Below are 26,656 nucleotides of genomic sequence, written 5' to 3'. Positions count from 1 at the left end.
AATTATATCAATGACTAATATTACTATCTTTAATGGAAATATATATTATAATTTTTATTATTGCTGAAACCAATATTTAATCTGTTACACCGTTCAAACCTACCACTCAAAAACCCGGTATGGCTTGCTCTGGCTCGGACCCCAGATTTTGTTATGACCAGCACGGTACCATCAACATGCTGTGGTCAATACGGGCTTGCTGTCAGTTTGAGTGACCCTGAAGCGAATTGATCCCGTTATTTATCCACAGGAAAAATCATGTGTTGAAAAAAAATAAACAGCGAAAAAAAGCGCTAAACCGGCATTTTTTCAGGATTCGCTACTGCTCACGATAAGAGAGCAATATTTTCCACATAGTTATCCCCAAGGGGGAAAATGCGCCGGCAGAAGCAAGAATTAGCGTATGGAATCAATACCGGAACAGGCAGGCAGTTGCCTCTGAAAGGTCAGACAGGGTCAGGGCGGAGGCCACGTTATGGGTGAGTGCAACCAGTACCGTCCCAGCCACAAGAATCATGGTAGCACTGTCTCGTAACCGCTGTGTCATTTCCCTGCACTCCCGTTCTGAAACATTTGCCGCACGGCATGGGCTGCACGGCGTGTGCAGATATGTCGGGCAATAAAAATTTTAACGATTGTTTTTACAGGGCGATATAAAGCACGATAGATAATATGATGTCAATATAAACACTAATTTCTTCGTGTTAATAATAAAAAACTATGAGAGAACCCCTCCCCATAGTGAATTATATCATTTTATATCAATGCGTTAAAAATAACGCATTCCAGACTGTTGTTTCTCCCAAAAAAAAATCCGCCCGCTTAATCAGGCGGACGGATTCCTCTGCTGCCGGGTTTCCCGGTAAAGCCGAACTGAAAAAATCAGCCCATTTTACGATCAACCGCCAGCCCAGCCGAAGCCTGACAGACGGGCATCATTTCAATATAATTCACATTCACATGCGCAGGTAGGCCAACAATCCACGAAACGGTTTCGGCAATATCGTTCGGGGTCAGAGGCTGCGTGCCGTCATACACCGCTGCGGCCTGCCCGGCGTCACGCAGGCGCACCAGACTGAACTCGCTACCACCACACAGGCCCGGAGCCACATTTGTCACGCGCACGGCATGGCCCAGCAGGTCGCTACGCAGATTCTGCGTGAACTGCTCCACAAACGCCTTTGTGCCCCCGTAGACATTCGCCCCCGGATACGGGTAGCGCCCAGCCGTGCTGCCAAGCATGATAACATGGCCACGGTTACGCTCCACCATGCCGGGCAACAGGGCGCGGGTCATTTCCACCATGCCACTGATGTTGGTGGCAATCATGGTTTCCCAGTCATCGGGGTTGGTCTGCCAGGCCTTTTCAAGGCCCAGCGCCAGCCCAGCATTGTTGACCAGCACATCGACTGCGCGCCAGCCTTCGGGCAGGCTTTCTGGCAGGGCGCGCACAGCCGCCTTGTCCGTTACATCAAGCTCGACCGGCAGCAGGGCATCGCCCAGTTCCGCCGCCAGATCGTTCAGGCGCGCCAGCCTGCGGCCTGTTGCAATGACATTATAGCCGTCGTGCACCAGCCTGCGGGCAATAGCAGCGCCAAACCCCGCCGTAGCCCCCGTTACCAGTGCAATCGGCCGCGTTGCGGCACCTGCGCCGCGCGAAAGGGTAGCATGGGCCGGAATTTCATTCATGATCTTGTCCACCTGAGCTGTTTTGAAACATAAACCCAGTTGGCCAGCCCTTGCCCCTAATGGCAACCCCTGCCCGGTCCAACGGCGCAGGTAGGCCACTGCCCCCTACTAGAGAAGTCAGTGGCCACGCACGAAGGGAAAATAAGCGGGTTTAAATCGTGGTTTCAATCACGCCATACCAGCCAAGCCCTTTATAGGTTTCGTAGCCGGGTGTCAGCGCATAGGCGATCAGCTTGTCGCCCTGACAGTAAAAACCGCGCGGCCCTTCTGGCCGGAAATTGAATGTCTCGGACAGAATGCCCTCATCGTTCGATGAGGCCAGAACGCGCCGGTTGGCATCCACCAGCATGACGCGGGTGCTGGCCTTTTCGTTTTCCGCCAGCCGCACACCTTTAACAATGCCTTCAGCCTGCGGAGCCCAGTCAAAGGCAATGCCCAGCACCCCAAGCGCCTGACCGTTCTCCTGCCCGCCAGCGCGGATAGCAGCGCTATAAATAGCCACAGGCGTTTCATCCAGCGCGGGAAAACGGCGCACATCCGCCACAGCGTATTCATCGCCATTGCGGGTACGCATGGCATTTACAAACCAGTCCTCGCCCGACATGTCACGCCCCATAAGGCGGGGATGGCGCTCGGGGCGACCACACACCACCACCTTGCCGTTGGCATCGGTAATGAACAGATCCACATAAACGGTGTAGGATTTCAGAATGGTCGCCAGCCGCTCGCTTGCATGGCGGTAAGCATCGGCCGAGGCCTCTTCCAGCGCCTGTACCACGGCACTATCGGTTGCCCACCACCGCACATCGCACGAACGTTCGTATAAATTGCGATCAATCAGATCAACGGCGTTCAGCGCCAGATCGGTCATGCGCTCACCACGCGAGTTGAGCAGAAGATCGCTCCCCGCATCACGCAGTTTCTTGGTGCTGGCATCGGTTGCCGTGCGCAGTTCGTTGGAAATTTCAATAATACGGGTTGAAATACGGCCCATTTCATCGGCCAGCAGGCCGAACGCCACACCTGCCTGCCCGGCTCTGGCTGCTTCTATCCTGGTATTGATCGCCAGAAAACGGGCCTCACTCATGACAGAGGCGATCAGATGTATCTTGTCACGTGTAACGTGAGAAACTTCATAAGCAAGCTGGAGGATATCATCCTGCATTCTGGCTATCTTCCTGTCAGGAGATCATGATGGCAGCCTGCCGTTCATACCGTGATAAATCAGGAACAATGCAGGAAAGGCAGGGCATCAAATCGTTACGAAATAGAAATTTAATACAAGAAACTTTCTAAAATCCGCCAGATCTGTCAAGAAAAATCTCCGCATGACGGCCTGTTGGCAAACTCACACCTAGCCAAAAAACATGCCATGCCAGTCCTGAAAATCCGCGGGTGGCACGGGCCTGCCAAACAGGTAGCCCTGCACCACATCACACCCCATATCCAGCAGTTTTTCATTCTGGATCTCGGTTTCCACCCCTTCGGTCACAACCGTAATACCAAGCCGTTTGCCAATATTGATAGCGGCCTCGGTCACGACAAAAGCGCCGACATCCTCTTCAAAATTCGCAACAAAGCTGCGGTCGATCTTGATTTCGGTCAAAGGCAGATCCGCCAGACGCGACAGGGATGAAAAACCCGTGCCGAAATCATCAAGCGACAGGCCAACCCCGATTGCACGGATAGCAGCAATGGTCGCCATGGTTTCCGCGTTCTGGCGCATCATCACCCCTTCGGTGATTTCAATCGTCAGACGCTGCGGGGACAGACCATACTCATCAAGCAGGCTGACAATCTGGCGCGGCAGTGCAGCGGAACAGAAATGCGTGGCGGAAATATTAACCGCCACCACAGGGACGTGCAGGCCCATTGTATCCCATTCCACAAGCTGGCGGCAGACTTCCGTCAGCGACCAGCGGCCCAGTTCCTCGATCTGCCCCGTTTCCTCGGCAATGGGGATAAAGCGCGATGGCGGCACAGAACCCAGCACCGGGTGTGTCCAGCGGGCAAGGGCTTCCACACCGTAAAGGGTGCGCTGGGCGGCGTTGATCTGCGGCTGGTAGAACAGGCGCATCTGCCCCTGCCGGGCAGCATCGCGCAGGGCGGTGCCGATAATCAGCCGCTGCTCCACGCCCTTGTGCTCGAACCCGCCAAAGAACCGGTAGCTACCGCGTGCGGCGGTCTTGGCATCACGCATGGCGGTTTCGGCCCGGCCCAGCATATGTTCCACGTCCGTCCCGTCATCAGGATACAGGCTGATACCGATACTGAAAGACAGCACGAGTTCACGAGAGCCCACTTCCACTGGCGCACGCATGACATCGGCCAGACTATCCGCGAAAGCGCCCGCCCCCTCGCGGTCTCCTCCGGGAATGACCACCACAAAGTCATCACCCCCCAAACGCCCGATAACGAAATTGCTCCGGCAATGCGCGGCAAGCCTGCGTGCCACGGTCTGGAGCAGCACGTCACCCTAATCATAGCCCAGAACGTTGTTCACATCCTGAAACAGGTCCAGATCGAGCATGAGCAGGGCGAAAGGCAGCGGCGAGGCCACGCCTGTCATTTCCCGCAAAACCGTAGCGATTGACGACCGGTTGAGCAGGCCTGTCAGGGCATCGTAGCGGTCGAGATGGTTGAGGCGCTGGCGAGTTTTACCCTGTTCGATAATAGCCGCGCAGGATGGCACGCAGCCTGTCACGATTTTTTGCGGCCAGTCGGTCATTTTTTCACGGTTGCGCGAATACAACACAAAAATACCGATCAGCTCGCCCGCGCCATTACGCACCGCACTGGCCCAGCAGTCGAACAGTTCGGCTTCCTGCCCGTCAGCTCCGGGCATGTCGCGCCAGACAATGGAACGCGCCAGTCTGGGCTGTTCGCACAGGGTCTGCACGTCGTCATCACTCAGGGAGACATGGGCCAGCATGGTCATCCAGCGGCGAGGCAGGCCTTCGCCCGAGAGCACTTCCAGCCAGCGTTCGGGCGTGACCTGCAACAGGGCCGCAATACTGTTGGGCACAAGGCGCTCAGCCTCGGCGCAGAGCATGTCGGCCACATCCTGCGCGGTGCTGTCCGCCGCCAGCACGGTAAAGATCTGGCCTTGCAGGTCCAGCAGTTTGCGCCGGTGGCTCTCTTCCGTCACCCCTTTGACAACGGCCATGTAATAACGCCGCTGATCCGCGCCGACCAGCGCACTGGAAATGGACATTTCAGCCGCAACGTAATCGCCATTGCTGCGCACGAAAGTGACCTCGCGCGAGGTGCCGACAATACGGCGCTGCCCTGTTTCACGGTTGCGGTTTACGTAGCCATCATGCCGCCCACGATGTTCCATGGGCACCAGACATTTAACATTCCGCCCCAGAACATCTCTGGCCAGACACCCCCACAGCCGTTCGGCCGCGGTGTTGAAAAAAACAATATTATTTAGGTCATCGATAATGATGACGCCGTCCGTTGCTTGAGCCAGCATATCCGCGAAAAAGGATGTGGTATCGGGAGCGCTGTACTGTACGGGCTGAGGTGCAGGCATTGTCGCAACCTTGCGGCGAGACACCGCTGCTGAGGAAATTCAAAAACATATAAGCCACCCGGCTGGTGCCGGCGGCGTCCCGCTTGCGCGGACCTTATCCTCCCATGGTGTTCCCTGACGCACAGGCAGGAAACACAGTCGTAAAAACATTCGCCTGCGCTGCTGTCGGGTGGCCTGCGCTTGTCCGGTTCTGGTTCCGTCCCAAAGGCAGAGCTCCGCTCGGTTCAGGTCTATAGACTCAGCAACACAAAGCCTTGAAAAAATGTATGGCCTGAAAAAACCGTCAGAACGGTTCCTTTACTTCTTCTGATATTCTAGTTTAAATCGTTAAAAGAAAGTTTCCATTTCCCTATAAACAAAAGAAAAATGTAAGATTCCGTTAATATTTTCGTTCGTACCCTGCACTGCCTGTGTCCCGACGCAACACCCGTCACGCACGGGCCACAGGTGAGATATATTCTACGGTGAATAACCAGCCTGTATACGGCCACTTTCAACCCAAAATCACTGTGCGGTATAGCCGCCGTCTATCACCAGTTCACTGCCTGTCATGAACTTGGATTCGTCGGAAGCCAGATACAGAATGCCATAGGCAATATCGTCGGGTTCTCCCAGATGGCCGATGGGGTGCAGGTCCACCAGTTTCTGCCGGGCTGCCGCATCCTCTGCCGTCAGGCCCTGCACCATGGGTGTCCAGATATAACCCGGATGCACGGAATTGATGCGAATGCCGTAGCCCGACTTCGCACAGTGCAGAGCAGCCGATTTGGTAAACAGCCTCACCCCGCCCTTGCTGGCGTTATAAGCCGCCAGCGTGGGGTCGCCTATCAACCCTTCAATGGAGGAGAGGTTGATGATGGACCCCGCCTTGTGCTCCTTCATCAGCTCGATCGCGTATTTCGTGCCCAGAAACACGCCGTCGAGATTGATGGACTGCACCCGCCGCCAGTGTTCGAGGTCGGTGCTTTCCACGGTGCCACTATAGGCAATACCCGCATTGTTGACCGCGATATCGAGCCGTCCGGCCTGCGCGCGCACGGTCGCCAGAACGGTCTGCCAGTTTCCTTCATCGGCTGTATCCAGCCGCAGAAACGATGCCTGCCCCCCAGCCTGCACGATCTCGTGCACAACCTGCGCGCCGTCCTGCTCTTTCAGATCGGTTACAAAGACTCTGGCACCTTCACGCGCCAGCAACAGGGCAGTGGCCCTGCCAATACCATTGGCCGCGCCTGTGACCAGCGCAACCTTGCCTGCGACACGTCCCATAACCGCTCTCTCCTGTCTTTTGCCTGTTTTTACGTCATGCCTGCAAAAAACGGGCTGGGCTTGTGCCCTGCCCACACAACACCGGCTTTGTCCTTGTGCCGCGCATAACCACCGCTGTCGTTGACGCACATCAACACCGTTGCCCCGAAAAACCGATGAAAAACCCGACAGGAAGGAAACAGGCCTTGACCCCCCACACCCCCTGTCGGATACCCGGCAATGGCGGCAGAACACGGACAGACAAAGCGGGATGGACGCAACATGACTTCACGCCGGGGTTTCTCACCCGATACGCTCTCCCACCATGGCTGGTTGCACCGGGCACAGGCCTTGACTGGCATGGCCCTGCTGCTTGCCACCACCCTGCCCTGTGCCCTGCTGTCAGGCCATGCCAGAGCGCAGGACCTGCCTTCCACGGTGGGCACGCCCTCTAACCCTGCTGTTGTCTCTCCCCAGCCCGGCGCCACCGCCCGGCTGAACGGTTTTCGCTCCGCCCGTTTCGGTATGGATGAAAACGGTGTGCGGCAGGCAATCAACAGCGATTTCGGGCTTGAGGACAGCGCCATCCATGCCTCGCAAAATGCCGAGCAGCGCACACCGGTCCTGACAATCGTGGTACAGCATCTGGCCAGCGGCAAATATGATGGCCGGGCTGCGGTGCATTACGTCTTCGGCTACCGCAGCCACCTGCTGAGTGCTGTGCATATTACGTGGGAAACCTCAGACGACCCCGCCAATACGCCCTCGACCCTGCTGGAAACAGGCTCGCTGCTACAGGCCTATTTTGAACGGCTGAGCTTTCCGCCCGGCCGTACGGCCACCAACGCCATCATGGCGGATGGTTCGGTCATTCTCTTTCGTGGCATGGACCCGCAGGGGCATACGGTGGCCCTGTTCATTACCGGGCAGGTGGGCCGCCCCGAAGGCTCGCAGGTCGAACGCATGAGCCCCAGCGCCCTGGTTCTGGCCTATACCGAAAGCCCCGAACGGCCCGATATCTACCACCCCGACACTCCGTGAAAACCAGCGCGGTAAAACGCATGGACAACCGTGGCGTGGTGGCGATCATCACCGCCATTGTCCTGCCGGTTTTCCTGCTGCTGGTTGCGATGGGGATGGATCTCTCGCGCGGCTATATCGTCAAACAACGGCTCCAAACCGGGGCTGACGCCGTGGGTAGTCTTGTTGCCGCCCAGTTGCCAGCACTGGGCGCAAACACCCCACCCGATGCCGCCTGCGCCAGTAGCGGGCAGATATTCGCCGCCAATTTCAACGCCAGAACCCTTTTCCACGCAACACCTGCACCACCGGGCTGCGTGTATGATGCGGCTCATCAGCAAATAGTCATCACCACGGCTGCGAGCGTTCCGCTGGTTTTCGGCGTTCTGCTCCACCGCGATACGCTGCACCTTGTGGCCAGAGCCTATGTGCCCCTTGCCTCCGCCCGGCCTGAAAGATCACCGGGCGGCTGATTTCAGTGCGTGGGCATGGTGCTCAGATTGGTATCACCCGCATGGGGGCTGCCATCCACACCGCCAACAGGCTTGGGTGCCCGCAGGTTTCCGTACTGCAACGGACCAAACGGACGGATAGCTTTTTCCGCAGGCAGGTCCTTGCGCGACCACCCGCCACCCAGCGCCGCAATGAGGGCTACCGAGGCCTGATGCTGGCGTGTATCCACCTGCACAAGGGTAATCCGCGCGCTCAGTGCGGCCTGCTGCGCCACCACCACATCCAGATAATTGGTCAGCCCGCCGGTATAGAGCGCCATGGTCATGCCCTGCGTGCGCAGGGCAGCTTCCACTGCCTGCCGAGCCTGATCCGTTTCGGTGCGCAGGCGGTTAACGTTGGTTAGCCCGTCCTCCACCTCCGCAAACGCATCGAGCACCGTGCCACGATAACGGTCTTCCGCCTGACGGTACTGCGACCACGCCCGTTGCAGTTCCGCCCGGCGCACCCCGCCCTGAAACAGCGGCAGCACGGCCTGTGCGCCAAACTGGTACATGGAGTTGGAGAGCGAGGCGAGATCGAACCCGTTATCCATGAAACCCGTCATGGCGTTGAACGTCACATGCGGATAGAACGCCGCGCGTGAAACCCCGATAGCCCGGTTGGCCTGCGCCATGGCCCGTTCGGCCGAGGCAATATCGGGCCTACGCTCCAGCAGGGTGGAGGGCAGCCCGGTCGAAGGCTGCACATCTGTCAGGTCGATCCGCTCACGCGGGGCAATATGAAACGCCGCAGGGGCCTGATTGACCAGAATGGCCAGCGCATGCTCCATCACATCACGGCTGGCATGGATATCGGTCTCACGCGCCTGCGTGGAGGCAAGCTGGGTTTCAGCACGCGAGACATCCAGCCCGGCGGAAATAGCCCCGGCCAGACGCAGCCGGGTAATATGCACGGCCAGACTGTAATACCGGATGGAATCACGATAGACCGCATCCTGCGCATCAAAGCCGCGCAGGGCTATGTAATCGCGCGCAACCTCGGCCTCCAGCGCCAGACGGGCCACGGCATAATCTGCCGCCTGCTGCTGGGCTGACTGCTCGGACATGCGTTTACGGTTACGGATAGCGGACCAGAAATCCGGCTCCCATGTGGCCGATGCCTGATACTGCTCGGACGACATATAGGCAGGCCCGGTAGCCCCCGCGCCACGCCACAACCGGTGATGCGAGGACTTGTAGCGCTCACCCCCGGCCATACCCTCGATCTGGGGGTAAAGATGGGCCGCTACCTGTGCTGCGACATCCCGCGCCTGTGTAAAGGATTCCGCCGTCGCCTGCAGGTCCGGGTTGGCGGCCAGTGCCTGCTGTTCCAGCCGGTTGAGTTCGGGGTCGCCAAAGGCGGTCCACCAGTCCGGGCGGGAAGCAATCTCATCCGGATGGCCATAACCGATTACGCCCTGCCCCTCCCAGTCGGGGGGGTAAACAAGCTGTGCTGGCCGGTAGGCGGGCGCCATATCGCACCCGTTGAGTGTCAGGGCCAGCAGGGCGGCCCCTCCAAGGGCACGCGCACTCCGCATGGGCCCCCGCATGGGCCGCAAACGCCCCATTACCGCTGCCCGCCCGCTTCTGGCACGGAGCGTTCCTCCGGCATAGCGCGTACATTGTCGCTCGAGCCGTCATGCGAACCATGTCCCGGCGGGCCGGACAGATGACCATGATGGTGGCTAGCCTCCAGTGCTGCACCACCAGCCGGTGCCGCGGCATCCCCCTGCGTGGCGGTGGAGGATGCGGGCGTGGCGGCCTGTGGCGCCAGTGGTGCCACAGGGGCCGCTGGCGGATAAACCGGTGCATTATAACCGCGCGTACCCGGCACGATCGCTACCTTGTCACCATTCAGCAATCCGGCGGACGGATTGTTGATCACCCTGTCATCAGGTTTCAGCCCGGACAGGATTTCAAGTGTGGTGCCATAAATCGTACCAACCTGCACCGGCACCAGATGCACATGGTCGGTTGAATCCACCAAAGCCACCTGCGTACCCTGTGCGCGGAAAATCACCGCCCCTTCAGGCAGGATCAGCACACCGGGGGTGCCCGGTGCCTCAAAATGCGCGGTCGCGTAAGAGTTGGGCCACAGCTCGCCATTGGGGTTGTCCACCATCAGCTCGGTATTGACCGTACGCGTGCCGGGGCTGAAAGCCGTGGCGGTGGCCAGATACCGTGCTTCGAAAACCCGGCGGGGAAACTGCGGCAGAGTCAGGGTAGCGGTCAGGCGCGGAGAAATCACATCCGCATAATCCTGCGGCACGGCCACGAACACGCGCATGGCGTGCACATCCGCCACGGAGAACAGTTCCGTAGCATTGCCGCTGGAGCCGACATCGCCCCGGCCCGCATTCACGTAATCCCCCACATCGGCCATACGGGCCGTCACGATCCCATCGAACGGGGCCACAATGCGCTTGAAGCCTTCCAGCGCCTTGAACCGCTCCATTTCGTGCCGGGCGGCCTCAACCTGCGCCTGTTCGGCCTCGGCATTGGCGATCTGCACATCCACTTCCTGCTGGGAAACAGCCTGTGTACCCTCAAGCGCTTTCCAGCGCCGCGCCGTAATCTGGGCCAGCTTGTAACGCGCCAGTGCCACGTCCAGATTGGCCGTGGCCGCCGCGTACTGGGCGTCCAGCCCCGGAGTGTCGATTTCGGCCAGAAGATCGCCCGCATGCACATGCGCGCCGATATCCTTGTACCACATCTTCACGTAGCCCGAGACCTGCGCATAAATCGGCGCCTGATACCACGCGGCAATATTGGCAGGCAGGTCGAGCTTGCGGGTATCCGGGCCGGGGGCGGGTGTAATCACCTGCACATGCGGCTGAGCGGCCTCGGCCGTGGCGCGCGCCACCTTGTCGTAATTGATATGCCGCCACACGACACCACCACAGGCCAGCGCCAGCGCGCCCCCGGCAAGCAGGGTCAGGGTCAGGCGCGCCTTCGGAGAGACATGCCCACTGCCCGGTGTCATCCGGTCGTCATCCAACTGGCCGTTCTGCCCGTCCTGTGCCGGGGGGGCCGGTCTGTGGTCGCTCATGCTGGCTCTCCCGCCTGATTATCTTCCCCCGCTTTGCGCCTGCGGCCATGCAGCAGGGCAAACACACACGGCACGAACAGCAGCGTGGCAAGGGTTGCCACCGTAAGCCCGCCAATAACGGCGCGGCCCAGCGGCGCGTTCTGTGAATTACTCATGGACATGGGCAGCATGCCCACAATCATGGCCGAAGCCGTCATCAGCACCGGACGGATACGCTCGAACCCGGCATCCAGCGCCGCCTTGACGGCATTACCGTGGCGGGCCAGTTCATCCCGCGCAAAGGACACCACCAGAATGGAATTGGCCGTAGCCGTGCCCATGCACATGATGGCCCCGGTTAATGCGGGAACGGACAGGGCCGTGCCGGTCAGGAACAACGCCCAGGCAATACCACCCAGCGCGCCGGGCAGTGCCGTGATGATAATGAACGGATCAAGCCAGGACTGAAAATTGACAACCGCAATCAGGTAGACAAGCAGAATGGACATGGCCAACCCGCCCAGCAGTTCCGCATAGGCCCAGTTCATGGTCACGCCCTGACCATACACATTCATCGAGGACGAATGCGGCAGGTTGGTGCGCTCCTCATCCACCACACGCGCGACCTGACGCGCCACCGTGCCCAGATCCACCCCTTCGTTAGAGGCGTAGATATTGATCGCGGGCATGATGTTGTAGTGCGAAACCTCGGCCGGGGTGCCGGTAGCGGTAATCTGGCTCAACCCACCCAGCAGAGCCGGAGGCGCGCCACCGGCGTTACCGCCTTCGTGGTCCACGGGCAACAGCTCAAGGCTATTGAGCGTTTGCAGATAGGGTGCGGGGGTCTGGATATCGATCAGATGCGAAACCCCGGTAGCGGGGTCCAGCCAGTATACCTGCCCCACCTGCGAACTGCCCGAAAGCGCCACCAGCATGTTGTTGGCAACGTCCGCCTCGGTAATGCCCGTACCCAGCGCGTAACGGCGGCGGGTATGGATATGCAGGGTCGGCTGGGTCATCGGTTCCTGCACGCTCACATCCACCACACCGGGAATACGCCGCAGGCGGGCGGCAACACGGTTGGCGAAGGCAAAGTTATCCTTGAGCGCGCGCCCTACCACCTGCACATCGAGCGGGGCGGGAGAGCCGAAATTGAGGATTTTCGCTGTTAGATCGGCAGGCTGGAAGGTCATTTCCGTGCCGGGGAACGCCCGCGCCAGACCCTTGCGCAGGATTTCGCGATACTGCGCCACGGGAGATTCAGGATTTTTGAGCGAAATAGTCAGGTCGCAATCCTGCGTGCCCACCGTGGGGGTGGGAATATAGGTCTGGTTAAGCGGGCTGAACGGCAGGCCGCAGTTATCGACAATGGAAACAACCTGACCGGGCAGCAGGCGCTCGATCTCGGCATTGACCAGTTGCGATATCTTGCCCGCTTCTTCCAGCCTTGTGCCGATCGGCGCGCGCATGTGCATGGCCAGCACATCGGAATTGATTTCAGGAAAGAAATCCTGCCCGACAAAAAACAGCAGCCCTAAAGACGCCACCGCCACCAGCAGGAACCCGCCAACAAAGCGCCCGCCAAGGCCGATAAGCGTATCCAGCAGGGCCTTGTAGCCATGCCGGAAACGCTCGAACCCGCGTTCGAACCCACGCTGGAAACGCACCAGAAAACCACGCACACCCGCCGCCTGCGGCCCTTGGGGCGCACCATGGCCAGCCCCGTGCTGGCTCTCCTGCCCGGCCAGCATGTATTTGGCCATGGTCGGCACCAGCGTGCGCGACAGGATGAACGATGCCAGCATGGCGAAAATAATGGCCTCGGCCATGGGCGTGAACAGCCAGCCAGTAACCCCGGTCAACTGGAAAAGCGGCATCCACACGATACAGATGCACAGGGTGGAGACGAATGTAGGCACCACGATCTGGTTGGCCGCATCGATAATGGCCTGTTCCAGATCCTTCTGCTGCGCCAGATGCGCGTCGATATTCTCGATCATGACGGTGGCGTCATCCACAAGGATACCAACGGCCAGCGCCAGCCCGCCCAACGTCATGACATTGATGGTCTGCCCCGCCCAGTTGAGCCCGATAATGGAGCACAGCATGGCCAGCGGAATGGAGGTGGCAATAATAACGGTGGAACGCCATGAGCCCAGGAACAGCAGCACCACCAGCCCTGTCAGCACGGCAGCGGTCACCATTTCCTGCACCACGTCGCGCACGGATTCCTTCACGAAGGTGGAGGCATCGCTGATAACGTCGATCTTCACGCCATCGGGCAGGGTTTTGACAATACCGGGCAGCAGTTTCTTGACCCCTGCCACCACATCCAGCGTGGATGCATTACCCGCTTTCATGATGACGATCAGAACACCCTGCTGGCCCTTGACCAGCACAAGGTTGGTCTGCGGCGGCCCGCCACGGTGCACCCATGCCACATCGCGCAGGTGAATGACCGAATTGCCCACCTGTTTGATAGGCAGGTCGTTAAACGCCTGAAGCTCGGTAGGCGAGGCGTTGGTCTGCACCATCCAGTCAAACGTGCCGATACGCTGGTCGCCTGCTGGCAGCACGATATTCTGCTTGGCCAGTGCCGCGGTAACATCCGCAGCGGAGAGTTTGTGCGCCAGCAGCTTGGTGGGGTCGAGATCCACCATGACATTGCCCGGCTCACCCCCATACGGGTTGGGAATGGCCGCCCCCGCCACCGAAACCAGTGCCGGGCGCACCAGATTGGAGGCCATGTCATAAATTTCCGAGGCCGTCATATGGTCTGACGACACCTGAAGCGTCAGCACCGGCACGGAAGACGCATCCATGGCCATGATCAGCGGCGGCGTGCTGCCGGTTGGCATCTGCTTGATCACGGTCTGCGAAACCGCGGTAACCTGCGCCTGCGCCACCGCCGTATCCGTGCCGGGCTGGAAGAAAATCTTCACGATCCCGCGGCCGTAATAGGACTGGCTCTCGATATGTTCGATATTGCCGACTGTGGCTGTCAGGGCACGTTCGTAATAATAAATAACCCGCCCCGACATATCCTCGGGCATCAGGCCGGTATAGGTCCATACCGCCGCCACGACAGGAATGCGGATACTGGGGAAGACGTCGGTAGGTGTGCGCACGACCGCGCGAACGCCGAACACCAGGATCAAAATCGACAGCACCACGAAGGTGTACGGCCGTTTGAGCGCGACGAGAACAATCTGATTCATACGGCCATGCTCCTGTTTCTGGCGCAGACCGCTGAGCTGCATAAGGTCGTCATGGCGTTCTTTCTAGTCCGGTTTTTTTTGAACCGCCAAGACGCATTGACACGGCTTCTTCCTGAAAATAGGAGAAAACCGCGCATTTTCCAGCGACATAAAATTTTTATTACAGGTTGTTAAGACTTGCTCATACCACCCGCATATCGTCAGGGTTTCAGCGCAAAAACGGTGCTACTGTAGAGAGTTGGCAGCATGCCACCCCCCAGAATCCGACTCCCCTGAGCAGGCATGCATCCCTGCACCACAACAAACACCCCCGCCACATCTGAAAGGGCGGACAGGGCCGCCGCCGGGTCATGCGGGGTGCAGCCGCCCGTTCCCGCATCATAGCGGGTTATGGTCGCAGCCTGTTTGCCCGGCAGAACCGTGGCAATGCCCAACTGCAACACCGCCCCTTCGCGCGCCAGAACCGGCAAGGTGTGCTCGTTGTGCAAAATGGTCTGGACCAATGCGGCTGAGGGCGTAGGCGCGCGCGCCACCATCTGCCCGACATGATCCGTCAGGGTAGAAAGCTGGTACCAGCGCCGCAGCGCCTGCCCCAGTTCCACCATGCCCACCAGCAGAACGGTGCACAGGGAGAGCACAAGTGCGGCTTCAATCGCCACATTGCCGCTACGCGGGCGCGCAGGCTTCTGGCGCTGTATCATGGATCAGAACCCTGACGGAATGCCGCATGGATGCCTGCCCCACCAGCATGCTCATCCATGGCGTAAAATAGGCCTGCGTGTAGCTGAAAGTATAAAAAGCCGTGCTGTCGTGCCGGGGTTCGGCGCTGACACGCACCAGTGCGGCCCGCAGGATACCGCCCGAATCCGCCGCCACGAGGTCCGGCAGCGATGCACATTTACCCCCGCTGGCGGTGCGGCCGGTTTCTACAAAACGGGCGGCATCCTCCGCTCCGTTCTGCAACACCATGGCGGTAAGCAACTGCCAGCCGGTTTCCATGAACCCGACCAGAAAAACAATCATGACCGGCAGGATTATGGCGGTCTCGAGAGCGGCCACGCCGCGCCGCGCACGCCACAGGCGGCTCCATGCGCCGCCCTGCCCCGTGTGCGTTTTCACGCGCTGCCTACCCGCCACACAGCCTCCTGACCGGGCCTGTAAAAAGCCCGTCCGCCGTCATGCGCTTATGATAAGGCTGACCGACCTGCCGTGTATAGCGCCCTCCGCCCCATGGGAGCGGAAGACGCAAACGACGTGCGTTCAGGCTACAGGAGAGGCCGCCTGCTTGTTGGCCGCATCGATTTCCAGCGCGCGGCGGGCCATGGCCAGCGCACCCTCGCGGCTGGCCGCCCCGCAGATAAAGCGTGCAGGATGCGCGAACACCGCATCGGCAATGCCCGAAGCCTCGGCCAGTGCCTGCCCGTCCAGACCGGCCCAGGCATCCGGCAGAGAAATGCGCTGCCCGAACTCACCACGCGCGGGCGGCACGGCCTTGATGTTCCACTGCCCGCTCGGCGCGGGCGAAACCACATACACCACCGGCAGGTCATGCTCGAAAATGACCTTTTCCGTCGGCATGCCGGTTTCCATCAGCAGGATGCGCTTGTCTTCTGCCTGCGCAAAAGCCTCCAGCACGCGGGTAACCGCCTTCTGGCTGGCGCGCACGCGCTCCACCGCATTAACCAGATGGGCCGCAACGGCGGCGGCGGCATTGGCAAAGCCTTCCGTCTCGCGCCGGGTAGCTTCCTCTGCGCCGAACAGTTCGGTGGCATCCCATGTGGGGCCACAGGCGGATACGATTTCGGCCAGTGACAGACGGCCCATTTTGGCCACGCCGTTATCATCAAGGTCGATAGGCAGCACCAGCCCCTTGTCCACACCCTGCCAGATGGCGTTCAGCCGAGCCTCGTCCAGCGGTGCGCCTTCCGCCGCCATGGTGGCAGACAGGATGTTACGGATGGCCGCCCGGCCGTAATCAGCCCAGAGCAGGCCCGCGGCACTATAGGGTGTGCCATCCTCGCGCAGGGGCTTGTCGCGCATGTGGTGGTCGTAGCGGCCTGCGGGCGGGTCATAAATCCCGCCGACATCGAACACGAGATCCGCAGCCCCGATCCGGGCCTTGTCGCGGCTGCGTTCGAATACAAGCCGGTCAGGCTCGGCCGTACCCAGCACGCGGCCGCGCAGGTCTCCCTCCGGGGCCAGCGCGTAATGCAGCACAACGTAACCCAGGGTTTCATCAACATGAAAATTACCCGAATGGGTCAGCGCCCGCACGGGCGTTGTTGCATTATCCAGACCAATGGGCGTGTGCTGTGCCATAAACAAACCTGCCGACTACGTGAAAATCAAAAAACGGAAAAACCGCCACCCCGGAGCAAAGCCACTCAAAGCCGCCGGGGTCGCGCGCAAAAAAAACAGAAAACGAGCCTCAGGCCCGTGCTGGCTCCAGAACCCGCTCCGCCAGCGCGCCATACACCAGCCCTAGCGCGGCCCACAGCACAAGCTGCATGCCCAGAGCGGATTCCCTGAAATGCCACAGCACCTGTGCAGGAAAATCCGCTGGCACTTCAGACACATCAGGCAACATGGCCGACAGCCCGGCTATCAGCACGCCATAAAGCAGCACGCCCAGCACGTTGGCATTCCAGTGGCCCAGACGGGGTGCGAAATGGCGGGCAATCACCACACCAATCATAGCCGAGCAGAACGACAGCCCCAGCATGATGAAATACGCTGCCGTGCGCACACCGATTGTCTCGGGGTCACCCACCGCAGGCGGGTTGGGCGGGTATTTGAGGCCGGGCACAACAACCGCCACAACACAGCAGATAACAGCCAGCCAAAGCGCCAGAGGCCGTGCGCAAAGCCGCGAAAACCGCCCATAGACACAACTGAACACAATGGCGAACACACCGCCATAAGCCGCGCCATACAAGACGGTGGCTGTCAGCAGCCCCCAGCCCGCCTGCACGCCCCGGCTTATCAGCTCGGGCTCGGGCGGCTCATTGGCCAGAGCGGCCTGCGCCGCCTCGTAGGCAATGGCCAGATTGACCTGCGGTTCGCCAAAGACACGCGCAAAAACAAAGGCCAGCAAAGCAGCGAACACACCCGCAAGCATGCCGCGTGAGAGAAGGCGACCCATCATCATGCTACGGCCACGCTACAGCAGAGAGACAGCATCAGCGGATGCTGGATCAATGACAGGGGAAGCCCAGCAGGTGGCGGCCATCATGCACAAATTCATGCACTTCATGCCCGGAAACCAGTGCGGTTGCCCCCTGCTCGGCCCCGACAAAATACAGCACCACAACAAACAGCAGCGCGCCAAACACCGCCCACGGCGCCACGGCCTTAAGCGGAACGGGTACGGGAGCAACTGCCACTGCGGGTTTCAGGGTTGCCGTAGCCATGGACTGGGTCTCCTTCGGTCATCATTACGGGCCTGCCGCCCCCGACAGGGTGGCCACAAAACCGGAAACTGGGTTCACAAACACGAATCACGAGCGCCTTGTCAACATAACACACCGCAACCCCGTACCCTGCCTTTTCTTACAGCAGCCTGACCCGCCAGCGTGTGTTGCGGGTCAGGGCAAGCCATGCGCCCGCAGCCATATCCAGATCAGGCGGGGCCGTGACTGCGGGGGCGACAATGCCCTGCATAAAAGCCACCAGCACGGAGGGGGCCGCCATCAGCAAGGCCTGCGTGCCATCGGGCACCGCCGTATCCAGCCAGCACATCAGCCGGGCGGTGAACTGCCGCCAGCTTTCGCCCTCCGGCGGGATAAAGCCTGCATCCTGCGTCAGGGCCTGCACGGCATCGGCTGGCAAGGTGGACAGAGACATGCCTGTCCACTGCCCGAAATCACGGCCACGCAGGGCGGAACAGCCGCGTATTGTGGCCACACTGCCCGCCTGCACAGCACTTTCCAGCAGGGGCGCCAGAGCCGGAGCCTCTTCAGACGCGCAGAAAACCTGCATCGGCGCGGTGCATAGAACCTGAACACGCGGCGGCAGCGCGCAGCAATCTGGCACTGTCAGATCCACACCGGAGGCAATAACCCCGCGCGCGGTTTCGGCCGCAGGTGGCAACGCCAGACAGAAAAGCCGGATCGCCATCAACCTGCCCGCAAGCTACGTGGCCCTGTCATGCGTCTACCGCCACATAGCCGGGCAGAGCCTCCACAGCCGCCAGCCACCGGCGCACAGCCGGGTAGGCGTCCAGCGCAATACCGCCCTCGGGGGCAAGCGCTACATAGGGATAGGCCGCACATTCCGCCAGTGTCGGGCGCGAGCCCTCCAGCCATGGGTGTTCGGCCAGCCATTTTTCCAGTGTTTCCAGCGTGCGGGCGGCGCTGGCCACGGCATGCGGGTAATCCAGCGGGGCGTTAAAAACCCGCACCAGCCGCGCATCAGCCGGGCCATGCTGGATTTCGTTGCCACTCACGCTCAGCCACGCCGCCACGCGCGCTCGCGCGCCCGGCTCCTGTGGCCACCACTCCCACAACTGATGGCGCTCAGCCAGATAGATGAGAATAGCCTGTGAATCCCACAAAACCGTCTCGCCATCGTGCAGCACGGGCACCTGCTGCCACGGATTGAGCGCCTCAAACCACTGCTGGCGCTGCTCTCCCGCTGCGAGATCGACATCGCGCACGCTCAGTTCAAGGCCGCTCAATGCGGCAAACAGCCTGACCTTGTAACAATTACCCGAAGGCGGGCAGTTATAGAGAATCATGACCGGACTCCGTTCTTTTTCCGCACGGACCAAGGACAGCACAATGCTTTACACCGGATCAGGTGGATGAAACAAAGGCACGCACGCTCCTGCCCGCTCCCTGACCAAGCTGGATCATACTGGTGAACAAAACACAACCGACAGCCACCCCCACGGACACAGCCACAACAGACCACGCAACACCGCCCGCCCACGGGAACAGGCGGCTGGCCCAGTGGTTTGTCGCCGCCCCGCGCAAGCCGCTGTTCTGGATCGTGGTGCTGGCCATCGTACTGCGTCTGCCCGGACTGGGCTGGGGGCTACCCGCCTCGGACGGGTGGGATGATGATGGCGTGGCCCCGCGCAATTTTCTGGTTGGGCTGGCACTGACTTACGTGCCGGGCTCGTTTTTTACCTACCCGCCCCTGCACATGCTCTGGCTAACCCTGCTTAACCTGCCCGTGGTGGGCATCGCCTTGGCCCATGCACCGGCTTACAGCCAGCAGGCGGTTATCGGCACGTTTATCCATGTGCCATACATGACCAGCTTTGCGTTTACGGCACGCGCGCTCAGCCTGCTCATGTCGGTTGGTACAATGCTGCTGGTCAACCGGCTGACCAGCCTTGTAGCGGGGCCACTGGCAGGACTGCTCGCAGCAGCAGCCTGCGCACTGGATGGCGGTCTGGTCTATTACGGGCAGGTGACCAATCTGGATGGGCCATACCTGTTCTGGGCAGTGCTGAGCCTGTGGGCATGGATGCGTTTTCTGATAGCAGGCGATATCCGCAGCCTGCGCTGGGCTGCCCTGTCCGCCGCCGCCGCCATTGCCACCAAGGATCAGGCTTATGCGGTGTTCCTTCTGACCTTGCCTGCCTCTTTCCTGCTATCGCTCGCCCTTGACCCGGCGGCCCGGCGGCGGTTTCCGACCCTTGTGCTGCCCATGCTGCGCTGGGCTTCTATCAGTCTGGGCCTGCTTTTGCTGGTTGATGGCGCGATTACCAATCCTTCCGGCTTTGCACGCCGCATGGCTTTCCTGCGCGGCCCCGCCAGTCAGGATTACATGGCCTATACGGCTGACATAGCGGGCCGCGTGCGGCTTATGGCTGACATGATCGCGCATTTTCCGCGCTTCTACCCCGCTGTTACAGCCCTGTTGGCCGTAACCGGACTGGTGCTGATGTGGCGCAGCACGCGCGCGCAACCCGCCCTGCGTGTGGCCGGGCTGGTGCCGCTACTGGCAGCCCTGTCCTTTACGCTGTTCTTCAACATGCTGGCTCTGCGCACGGATAACCGTTTTCTGCTGCCGCAATCGCTCTTTATCGCGCCTTATATCGGGCTGGGCTGTGCGTGGCTTCTGCGGCTCAGACGCCCCGCCCTACGGCTGGCAGCACAGGCAGGGCTGGCAGGACTGGCCGCAACAGCTCTGTGGCGTTGCGCGGGGTTGGACGCCGCCATGCTGAACGACCCCCGCTACGATGCCGAACGCTGGATGGCCGCCCATGTGCAACCCGGTGATGCGGTCGAGGCCTATGGCCGCAATGCCTTCCTGCCCCGCCTGCCCCAGAACGCGCACCTGACCCGGCTGGACACCATAGCCCTGAAACGGCGCAACCCCCTGCCCGGTGTTACGGAATCCATAGCCCCTTTCGCACAGATAGAGGAACGCAAACCCCGTTTCCTGATCGTACCGGATTTCTGGGCACGGGACTACCTGCCCCATTCAGCAGACACAGGCAGCCAGTGGGGGCTGAAAACACCGCGTGTTTTGGAGGATTCTCAGAACAGCACACAAGAAGGTGCTTTCCTTGGCGAGCTGTTTGGTAACAAGCTACCCTACCGGCTGGCACAGGAGGCACGTTATGCCCCCTTCCTGCCCGCACCACAGGGTTATGAAAGTCTGGGGCAGACCATTTTCATTTTCGAACGCATACCCGAGCCCGCAGCACAGGCGCAACAGCCCGCCCCACAAGCCGACTGAAAATCAGGACCCTGCTGCGGCTGCCAACAGGTTTGCCAGATCATTCGCCGCATCTGACAGGTTGTTGCGGCGCACCAGAACGATTTCGATACCCGGCACGGCAGGCAGGGTGGAGCCACTAATCATCGGCAGGCCTTCGGCTATGGCAAAACGCCGCGTGCGGCAGCTCACCCCCATGCCGCCGCGCACACCCGCCCGCAGGGCAGGCAGGTTGGGGGTTTCCATCACCAGCCTGTAACCCCGCCGCGCCTGCCCCAGAACCCTGAGAGCCGCCTCGCGAAAACGGCAGGGTGGTTCAAGAAGAACCAGCGGCACCTCCGCCGATTCAGCGCTCTGCGCGCTGCCAATCCATGTCATGCGGTCCTGCCCTACCACCTCCCACGTGGCGTCCGGGCGGTCTCCATGCTGGCCGAGGCACAGAACCAGATCAAGCCGCGAGCGATCGAACATTTCCAGCAGTTCGGCAGAGCCACCCACCCGCACAACCAGCCGCGCGCGCGGGTGCCCCAGCCGGAACTGTTCCAGCACATCGGGCAGGAGCGTATCGGCAAAATCCTGTACCATGCCAACACAAATCGGATCGGGCTCAAGATCCTGCCCCAGAGTGCGCATGATCCGGTCATTCAGCGCCAGCAGGGTGCGGGCATGGTTGACCAGTTCCTCGCCAATGGGGGTCAGGATCAGCCGCCGCCCATCACGGCGAAAGAGTTTCTGCTGCAACACGTCCTCAAGCCGTTTCATCTGCAAGCTGAGGGCGGACTGGGTAAGAAAAATCATTTCCGTTGCCTGCGCCATGGAGCCCGCCTCCACAATCGCAACAAAGGAGCGCAGCAGTTCCGTGGGCACGTTGCGCGCCATGCGCTGGGGCAGCGCGACACCATTGGGCGCATGGGGGGTATCAGACACAACCTGTTCTCCTGCCGGGGCGCTGCCCTACGCCATATGAGCAGCGGCAAAGTGCGGCTTGACGATTCCTCGCTTGATTTAATCATTTTTGCAAGTGTTATATTTATAATTACCATAAAATATTAGTGCGTTAGGAATTTCACTATGTCGGTAGAATTCATCGGCTTCATCAACAGCCGCAGCCACTCGGAAATCATCCCCGCCACCGGCCCCACCGTAAACCCGCACTATATCGAAACCGCCGCAAAAATTCATGAACTCGGCGGGTTCGACCGTGCTCTGGTAGCGTTTCATTCCAACTCGCCCGAAAGCATTCTCATCGCGCAGCATGCCGCCGCAGCAGCACCTGACCTTGGGTTGCTGATCGCGCACCGGCCCGGCTTCAATGCCCCCACCATCGCCGCCCGCCAGTTCGCAACCCTTGACCACCTGACCCGTGGCCGCGTCGCGGTGCACATCATCACCGGCGGTAGTGATGTGGAATTACAGGCCGATGGCGACCACACAACCAAGGCTGAACGCTACGCCCGCACCAGCGAGTATCTCGACATCGTTCGTAAGGAATGGTCTGAAACCACGCCTTTTTCCTACAAGGGTAAGTTTTACGATGTGCGCGGGGCTAACGCGAGCGTGCATCCGTACCGCGAGAGCGGCATTCCGGTCTATTTCGGCGGCTCCTCGGAAGAGGCTATTGCCGTGGCGGGCCAGCATGCCGATGTCTATGCCCTGTGGGGCGAAACCTATGAGCAGGTAAGCCAGACCGTTGCCCGCGTGCGCGCTGCGGCCGCCCGGCATGGCCGCTCGCCGCGCTTTTCGCTTTCGCTCCGCCCCATCCTTGCCGCCACGGAAGAGGAAGCCTGGGCCCGCGCTGACAGGATTCTGGAAACCGCGCGCACCCTTCAGGCGCAAACCGGCTATACACGCCCGAGCGAAATCCCCAATGAAGGCTCGCGCCGCCTGCTGGCAGCCGCAGCTCAGGGCCGCAGGCTGGATCGCAGGCTGTGGACGGGCATTGCCGAACTGACCGGCGCCAAGGGCAATTCCACCTCGCTGGTGGGCACACCCGAACAGGTGGCCGAAGCCCTGCTGGATTACTACCGGCTTGGCATTTCCACCTTCCTGATCCGTGGCTTCGACCCCCTGCCCGATGCGTATGAATACGGGCGCGACCTTATTCCGCTCGTGCGCGAACTGGTCGCCCGTGAGGATGCACAGGGCGCAACCCACGCGGCCTAAACACACAAGGTCGCGCCCCACCACCCAACCACAGGCCAGATCAAACGGGCCGGGCGCATGGTCTCCTGCACCCGGCCCCATTCACTCAGGCCCTTTTGCACAGGACAGTACCCCGGCCAATGACCACACCAGACCCGCTCAGGAATTTTGTTGTCCGCTTCACGCAGTTGCACGATGCCGGGCTTGAACCCTCCCGCCTGCAACGCGAAGGCACGGAGCTGCTGCGCCAGCTTGTGGCGCAGGATACATGGCTGCCAGAAGCCTTCGCCCAACCCAGCCCCGAACGCTACAGCCAGTATCTGCTCCATTGCGACCCGCTTGAGCGTTTTTCTGTCGTGAGTTTTGTCTGGGGTCCCGGCCAGCAGACCCCTCTGCATGATCACCGTGTCTGGGGGCTTATCGGCATGCTGCGCGGGCGCGAGAGCGAAACCCAGTATACCCGCACGGCCGATGGCCAGTTCCTGCCCGAAGACGTGACATTTCTTGAACCCGGCGATGTCGCCGCCCTGACACCTGGCGTGAACGACTATCACCGCGTGGCCAATGCGCTGGAAGACCGCCCCTCCATTTCCATCCATGTCTATGGCGCGAATATCGGCGGCGTCGCACGCGCCACCTACGACCCGCAGACCGGAGCGGAGAAACCCTTCATCTCCGGCTATTCCAGCCAGCAGACCCCCAACCTGTGGGACCGCTCCCATGAAAGGCGATCAGCATGAACGCGCTTTTTCCACCCCGCACCGCAATAGCCTCCACCACGCCGCAGGCCGTGCGCGAGGCCCTGCGCGCGGGGCATGAAATCGCCCTGCTCGATGTGCGCGAGGAAGCCCCCTTTGCCGCCGGGCACCCGCTCTTTGCCGTCAACCTGCCGCTTGGCCGGATCGAGGAGCGGGTTGCAGCCCTTATCCCGCGCAAAAACGTGCCGGTTGTCGTGTATGACGCGGGCGAGGATCTGGCCCCGCGTGCCGCAGAACTGCTGACGGAACTGGGCTACAGCGCCGTTTCTCTGCTTCAGGGCGGGCTAGAAGGCTGGCGGCAGAGCGGAGGAGAGGTGTTTATTGATGTCAACGTACCCTCCAAGGCCTTTGGCGAGTTGGTGGAACATGTCCGCCACACGCCATCCCTCCCCGCCGAGGACGTGCATGAACGCCTGCGCCGCAACGAGGATCTGGTTATTCTCGATGCCCGGCGTTTCAGCGAATACACCACCATGTCCATCCCACAGGGGCGCTCGGTGCCGGGGGCCGAACTGGCCCTGCGCGTGCGTGATCTGGCCCCCTCGCCCACCACTACGGTAATCGTCAACTGCGCGGGGCGCACGCGCTCTCTTATTGGGGCGCAATCGCTGGTCAATGCGGGCATTCCCAACCCGGTTTATGCCCTGCGCAACGGCACCATAGGCTGGACACTGGCCGGGTTTGAACTGGACCACGGTGCCACACGCACCGCAGGCGCGCCCACGGCCGCAAACCACGAACAGGCCCGCCGCTCGGCTCTGGCACTGGCGCTGGCCACAGGCGTCCAAAGCATTACACCACAGGCCCTTGGCGATCTGGTGGCGGACACCACCCGCACGCTTTACCAGCTGGATGTCCGCAGCCCTGCCGAATACGAGGCGGGGCACCTGGCCGGGTTCCGCTCCGCACCGGGCGGACAGTTGATACAGGCAACCGATGAATGGGTGGCCGTGCGCCATGCCACCCTTGTCCTGACCGACACCGATGGTGTGCGGGCACGCATGACAGCACACTGGCTCCGCCAACTCGGCTGGCGCCATGTCCATGTGCTGGATGACTGGGGCGACCTGCCTCGCACAAACGGTGCCGAACCCGCCGCTCTCCCGCGGGCGCTCGCCCCCGCACCAGAACTGGCTCCGCAGGCACTGGCCGCCGCACTGGCCACGCCCCACCCACCTTTGCTCATTGATCTGGCCAGCAGCCCGGATTTTGCCAAAGCCCATATACCCGGCGCGTTTTTTCTCACACCTTCAGTGCTGTCGCTCCCGCCCTCCGCATGGCCCGCTCCCCTGCGTGAGGCGCATGATATTGTGCTGACATCGCCCGATGGCGTGGCCGCACGGATTGCCTCCGCAACCCTGAAAACACAGGCACGGCATGCACGCGTTCTGGCTGGTGGCACGCAGGGCTGGCAGGCCGAAGGACTGCCAGTGGAAAAACATCTGGCGGAAGAACGCCTGCTTTCTCCCCCGCTGGATGTGTACAAACGCCCCTATGAAGGCACGGACAATGCCGCTGCCGCCATGCAGGCCTATCTGGACTGGGAGTTCGGGCTGGTAGCCCAGCTTGAGCGCGATGGCACACACGGTTTTGCGGTTTACACACCCGGCCAGCCGCTGGCTGAACCCGGCGGGGCTTAACCCCGCCGCACCGGCCCCGCTTTTCAGGGGCCGGAAAAATCCTGCACAAACGCACCCTGAAAACCATCCGCCCGCGCGAGCATGCCCGCTGCGCGATATGCCTCGGCCACAGCTTCCTCCGCCTTGACTGTCTGGGCTGTAACCGGGCCGGGCGTTGCCATGAGTTTGTCAGCCGCGGCCGCCGCTACCGGCTCGGGCATGCCGGTCTGGCGCGCGAAAAGCTGCACATAATCAGCCTTATGCCCTATGCCCCATTTATAGGCATCGGTAACTCGATGATAAAAATCCACCAACTGCGCAGATTTTTCGGCAAGTGCAGTGGAACTGGCGACAAAAAAACCGTCATTGGGCATTAGCCCCTGCGCATCCGCCACCACATGCGCATGCCCGGCCACCACCGCCAGCGACACATAAGGCTCCCATGTGGACCAGGCATCGACCCGCCCGGTATCGAGAGCCGCCTTGGCCTGTACAGGCAGCAGAAACACAAGTTCAGGCGCGGGTGCTGGAATGGCCCCGGTAGCCAGCAGGCGCAGCAGCAGCAAATGCCCGATAGAACCGCGCCCGGTTGCAATCCGCTTGCCCGAAAGCTGGGCGGGCGTGGTGATGGGCGACCCATCTGCCGCGATAACCGCCGTGGCTCGGCCGGGCTGGTGCTGCGGCACCCGCCAGACAGCCTTTACATCCAGCCCCGCACCCCATGCGAAAACAAACGGGCCATCCCCCACAATGCCGGTATCCACCGCGCCAGCACCCAAGGCCTGCAACAGGGGGGCGGCAGCATCAAACTCCACCCAGCGGATATGGTAGCCGGTTGTATGGTCAACCCCGGCGGCTTCCATCAGGGCTTTCTGCTGCCCTTTCTGGTCCGCCACGATCAGTTCCGGCTCGGCCTGCGCGCGCACCGCTCCAAAGGCGGACAGGCACAGCCCAGCCGCTACCAGTAGGCCTACCCCCCGCCGCCGGACACGCCTGACAGCAGGAGAAAAATCGCGTGTGTTCTGTTTCATGCCGCCAGATTATCCAGCCACCTTATGGCATTCAACAAAAGCACGCTAAAGTGTGATGTTAATATAATTAATGCGTTTTCAGTGAGTATAAAAGGCTAGGCTACCCCATCAGACCCGCACAGCCATGGAGAGCCCCCGCCATGTCCGGCGCCAGCTTGCACAACGCCCCGCCCCTTCTCTCAGGGAAACAGACCACCCTCACGAC

Annotated in this window: 22 protein-coding genes and 1 pseudogene; 6 read left to right on the top strand and 17 right to left on the bottom strand. The window is 61.0% G+C overall.

What is annotated here, in order from left to right:
• Positions 1-409: 409 nt before the first annotated feature.
• The 5 genes and pseudogenes from ABF757_RS10200 to ABF757_RS10180 form a co-directional block, all read right to left on the bottom strand.
• Complete coding sequence (locus ABF757_RS10200) at positions 410-547, bottom strand: hypothetical protein (RefSeq protein ID WP_415482135.1); 138 nt, start codon at positions 545-547, stop codon at positions 410-412.
• Between the two features lie 335 nt (positions 548-882).
• Positions 883-1,689, bottom strand: coding sequence for an SDR family NAD(P)-dependent oxidoreductase (locus tag ABF757_RS10195; RefSeq protein WP_415482133.1), 807 nt, complete (start codon positions 1,687-1,689; stop codon positions 883-885).
• Positions 1,690-1,840: 151 nt separating this feature from the next.
• Positions 1,841-2,854 carry a cache domain-containing protein gene (locus tag ABF757_RS10190; RefSeq protein WP_025861011.1) on the bottom strand — a complete coding sequence of 338 codons (1,014 nt, stop codon included), beginning with the start codon at positions 2,852-2,854 and terminating at the stop codon, positions 1,841-1,843.
• 189 nt (positions 2,855-3,043) lie between these two features.
• A pseudogene (locus ABF757_RS10185) lies at positions 3,044-5,227 on the bottom strand (EAL domain-containing protein).
• A 504-nt stretch (positions 5,228-5,731) separates the two neighbouring features.
• Positions 5,732-6,493: a glucose 1-dehydrogenase gene (locus ABF757_RS10180; protein WP_415482132.1), complete on the bottom strand. Its 762-nt coding sequence runs from the start codon at positions 6,491-6,493 to the stop codon at positions 5,732-5,734.
• A 261-nt stretch (positions 6,494-6,754) separates the two neighbouring features.
• Here ABF757_RS10180 and ABF757_RS10175 point away from each other — a divergent pair, with 261 nt between their 5' ends.
• Both ABF757_RS10175 and ABF757_RS10170 read left to right on the top strand, forming a co-directional pair.
• On the top strand, positions 6,755-7,513 hold the full coding sequence (locus ABF757_RS10175; RefSeq protein ID WP_415482130.1) for a hypothetical protein: 759 nt from the start codon (positions 6,755-6,757) through the stop codon (positions 7,511-7,513).
• A 20-nt stretch (positions 7,514-7,533) separates the two neighbouring features.
• Positions 7,534-7,965 carry a TadE/TadG family type IV pilus assembly protein gene (locus tag ABF757_RS10170; protein WP_415482128.1) on the top strand — a complete coding sequence of 144 codons (432 nt, stop codon included), beginning with the start codon at positions 7,534-7,536 and terminating at the stop codon, positions 7,963-7,965.
• Between the two features lie 2 nt (positions 7,966-7,967).
• Here the strand turns inward: ABF757_RS10170 and ABF757_RS10165 are convergent, their stop codons facing one another.
• The 10 genes from ABF757_RS10165 to ABF757_RS10120 all read right to left on the bottom strand — a co-directional run bounded on the left by ABF757_RS10165 (position 7,968) and on the right by ABF757_RS10120 (position 18,964).
• Positions 7,968-9,533, bottom strand: coding sequence for an efflux transporter outer membrane subunit (locus ABF757_RS10165; protein ID WP_415482127.1), 1,566 nt, complete (start codon positions 9,531-9,533; stop codon positions 7,968-7,970).
• Positions 9,534-9,550: 17 nt separating this feature from the next.
• Positions 9,551-10,966, bottom strand: a complete 1,416-nt coding sequence (locus tag ABF757_RS10160; RefSeq protein WP_415482139.1) for an efflux RND transporter periplasmic adaptor subunit — start codon at positions 10,964-10,966, stop codon at positions 9,551-9,553.
• A gap of 62 nt (positions 10,967-11,028) precedes the next feature.
• Positions 11,029-14,229 carry an efflux RND transporter permease subunit gene (locus ABF757_RS10155; protein ID WP_415482125.1) on the bottom strand — a complete coding sequence of 1,067 codons (3,201 nt, stop codon included), beginning with the start codon at positions 14,227-14,229 and terminating at the stop codon, positions 11,029-11,031.
• 200 nt (positions 14,230-14,429) lie between these two features.
• Positions 14,430-14,930 carry a TadE/TadG family type IV pilus assembly protein gene (locus ABF757_RS10150; RefSeq protein ID WP_415482124.1) on the bottom strand — a complete coding sequence of 167 codons (501 nt, stop codon included), beginning with the start codon at positions 14,928-14,930 and terminating at the stop codon, positions 14,430-14,432.
• Positions 14,896-15,348, bottom strand: coding sequence for a TadE/TadG family type IV pilus assembly protein (locus tag ABF757_RS10145; protein WP_415482122.1), 453 nt, complete (start codon positions 15,346-15,348; stop codon positions 14,896-14,898). The genes ABF757_RS10150 and ABF757_RS10145 overlap by 35 nt, the downstream gene beginning before the upstream one ends.
• Positions 15,349-15,489: 141 nt before the next feature.
• Complete coding sequence (locus ABF757_RS10140) at positions 15,490-16,548, bottom strand: MYG1 family protein (protein ID WP_415482121.1); 1,059 nt, start codon at positions 16,546-16,548, stop codon at positions 15,490-15,492.
• Positions 16,549-16,657: 109 nt separating this feature from the next.
• On the bottom strand, positions 16,658-17,374 hold the full coding sequence (locus tag ABF757_RS10135; RefSeq protein ID WP_415482137.1) for a CbtA family protein: 717 nt from the start codon (positions 17,372-17,374) through the stop codon (positions 16,658-16,660).
• Between the two features lie 49 nt (positions 17,375-17,423).
• Positions 17,424-17,639 carry a CbtB domain-containing protein gene (locus tag ABF757_RS10130; RefSeq protein WP_025861474.1) on the bottom strand — a complete coding sequence of 72 codons (216 nt, stop codon included), beginning with the start codon at positions 17,637-17,639 and terminating at the stop codon, positions 17,424-17,426.
• Positions 17,640-17,778: 139 nt separating this feature from the next.
• Entirely contained in the window at positions 17,779-18,345 is a 567-nt protein-coding gene (locus ABF757_RS10125; protein WP_415482119.1) for a histidine phosphatase family protein, read from the bottom strand.
• A gap of 28 nt (positions 18,346-18,373) precedes the next feature.
• Positions 18,374-18,964, bottom strand: coding sequence for a glutathione S-transferase family protein (locus ABF757_RS10120; protein WP_415482118.1), 591 nt, complete (start codon positions 18,962-18,964; stop codon positions 18,374-18,376).
• A 122-nt stretch (positions 18,965-19,086) separates the two neighbouring features.
• On the opposite strand from ABF757_RS10120, the gene ABF757_RS10115 reads away from it, so the two are divergent.
• A complete protein-coding gene (locus tag ABF757_RS10115; RefSeq protein WP_415482117.1) occupies positions 19,087-20,922 on the top strand; it encodes a hypothetical protein in 1,836 nt (611 codons plus the stop codon).
• A 3-nt stretch (positions 20,923-20,925) separates the two neighbouring features.
• On the opposite strand, the gene ABF757_RS10110 is transcribed toward ABF757_RS10115, so the two are convergent.
• Positions 20,926-21,828, bottom strand: coding sequence for a LysR substrate-binding domain-containing protein (locus tag ABF757_RS10110; protein WP_234395239.1), 903 nt, complete (start codon positions 21,826-21,828; stop codon positions 20,926-20,928).
• A gap of 144 nt (positions 21,829-21,972) precedes the next feature.
• Between ABF757_RS10110 and ABF757_RS10105 the strand changes: the two genes are divergently transcribed.
• The 3 genes from ABF757_RS10105 (at position 21,973) to ABF757_RS10095 (ending at position 25,441) form a co-directional block, all read left to right on the top strand.
• Positions 21,973-23,064, top strand: a complete 1,092-nt coding sequence (locus ABF757_RS10105) for an LLM class flavin-dependent oxidoreductase (protein ID WP_415482116.1) — start codon at positions 21,973-21,975, stop codon at positions 23,062-23,064.
• Between the two features lie 119 nt (positions 23,065-23,183).
• Positions 23,184-23,783 carry a cysteine dioxygenase family protein gene (locus ABF757_RS10100; protein ID WP_415482115.1) on the top strand — a complete coding sequence of 200 codons (600 nt, stop codon included), beginning with the start codon at positions 23,184-23,186 and terminating at the stop codon, positions 23,781-23,783.
• Positions 23,780-25,441, top strand: a complete 1,662-nt coding sequence (locus tag ABF757_RS10095) for a rhodanese-like domain-containing protein (RefSeq protein ID WP_415482114.1) — start codon at positions 23,780-23,782, stop codon at positions 25,439-25,441. Before ABF757_RS10100 ends, ABF757_RS10095 begins: the two co-directional genes overlap by 4 nt.
• Before the next feature lie 23 nt (positions 25,442-25,464).
• Here the strand turns inward: ABF757_RS10095 and ABF757_RS10090 are convergent, their stop codons facing one another.
• A complete protein-coding gene (locus ABF757_RS10090) occupies positions 25,465-26,451 on the bottom strand; it encodes an ABC transporter substrate-binding protein (RefSeq protein ID WP_415482113.1) in 987 nt (328 codons plus the stop codon).
• Positions 26,452-26,656 lie beyond the last annotated feature (205 nt).

This window comes from Acetobacter papayae (genome assembly GCF_047721125.1).
GTDB classification, from domain to species: domain Bacteria; phylum Pseudomonadota; class Alphaproteobacteria; order Acetobacterales; family Acetobacteraceae; genus Acetobacter; species Acetobacter papayae.
Note: the sequence above shows the minus strand (reverse complement) of the source record. Positions and strands in the feature narration are given on the sequence as shown.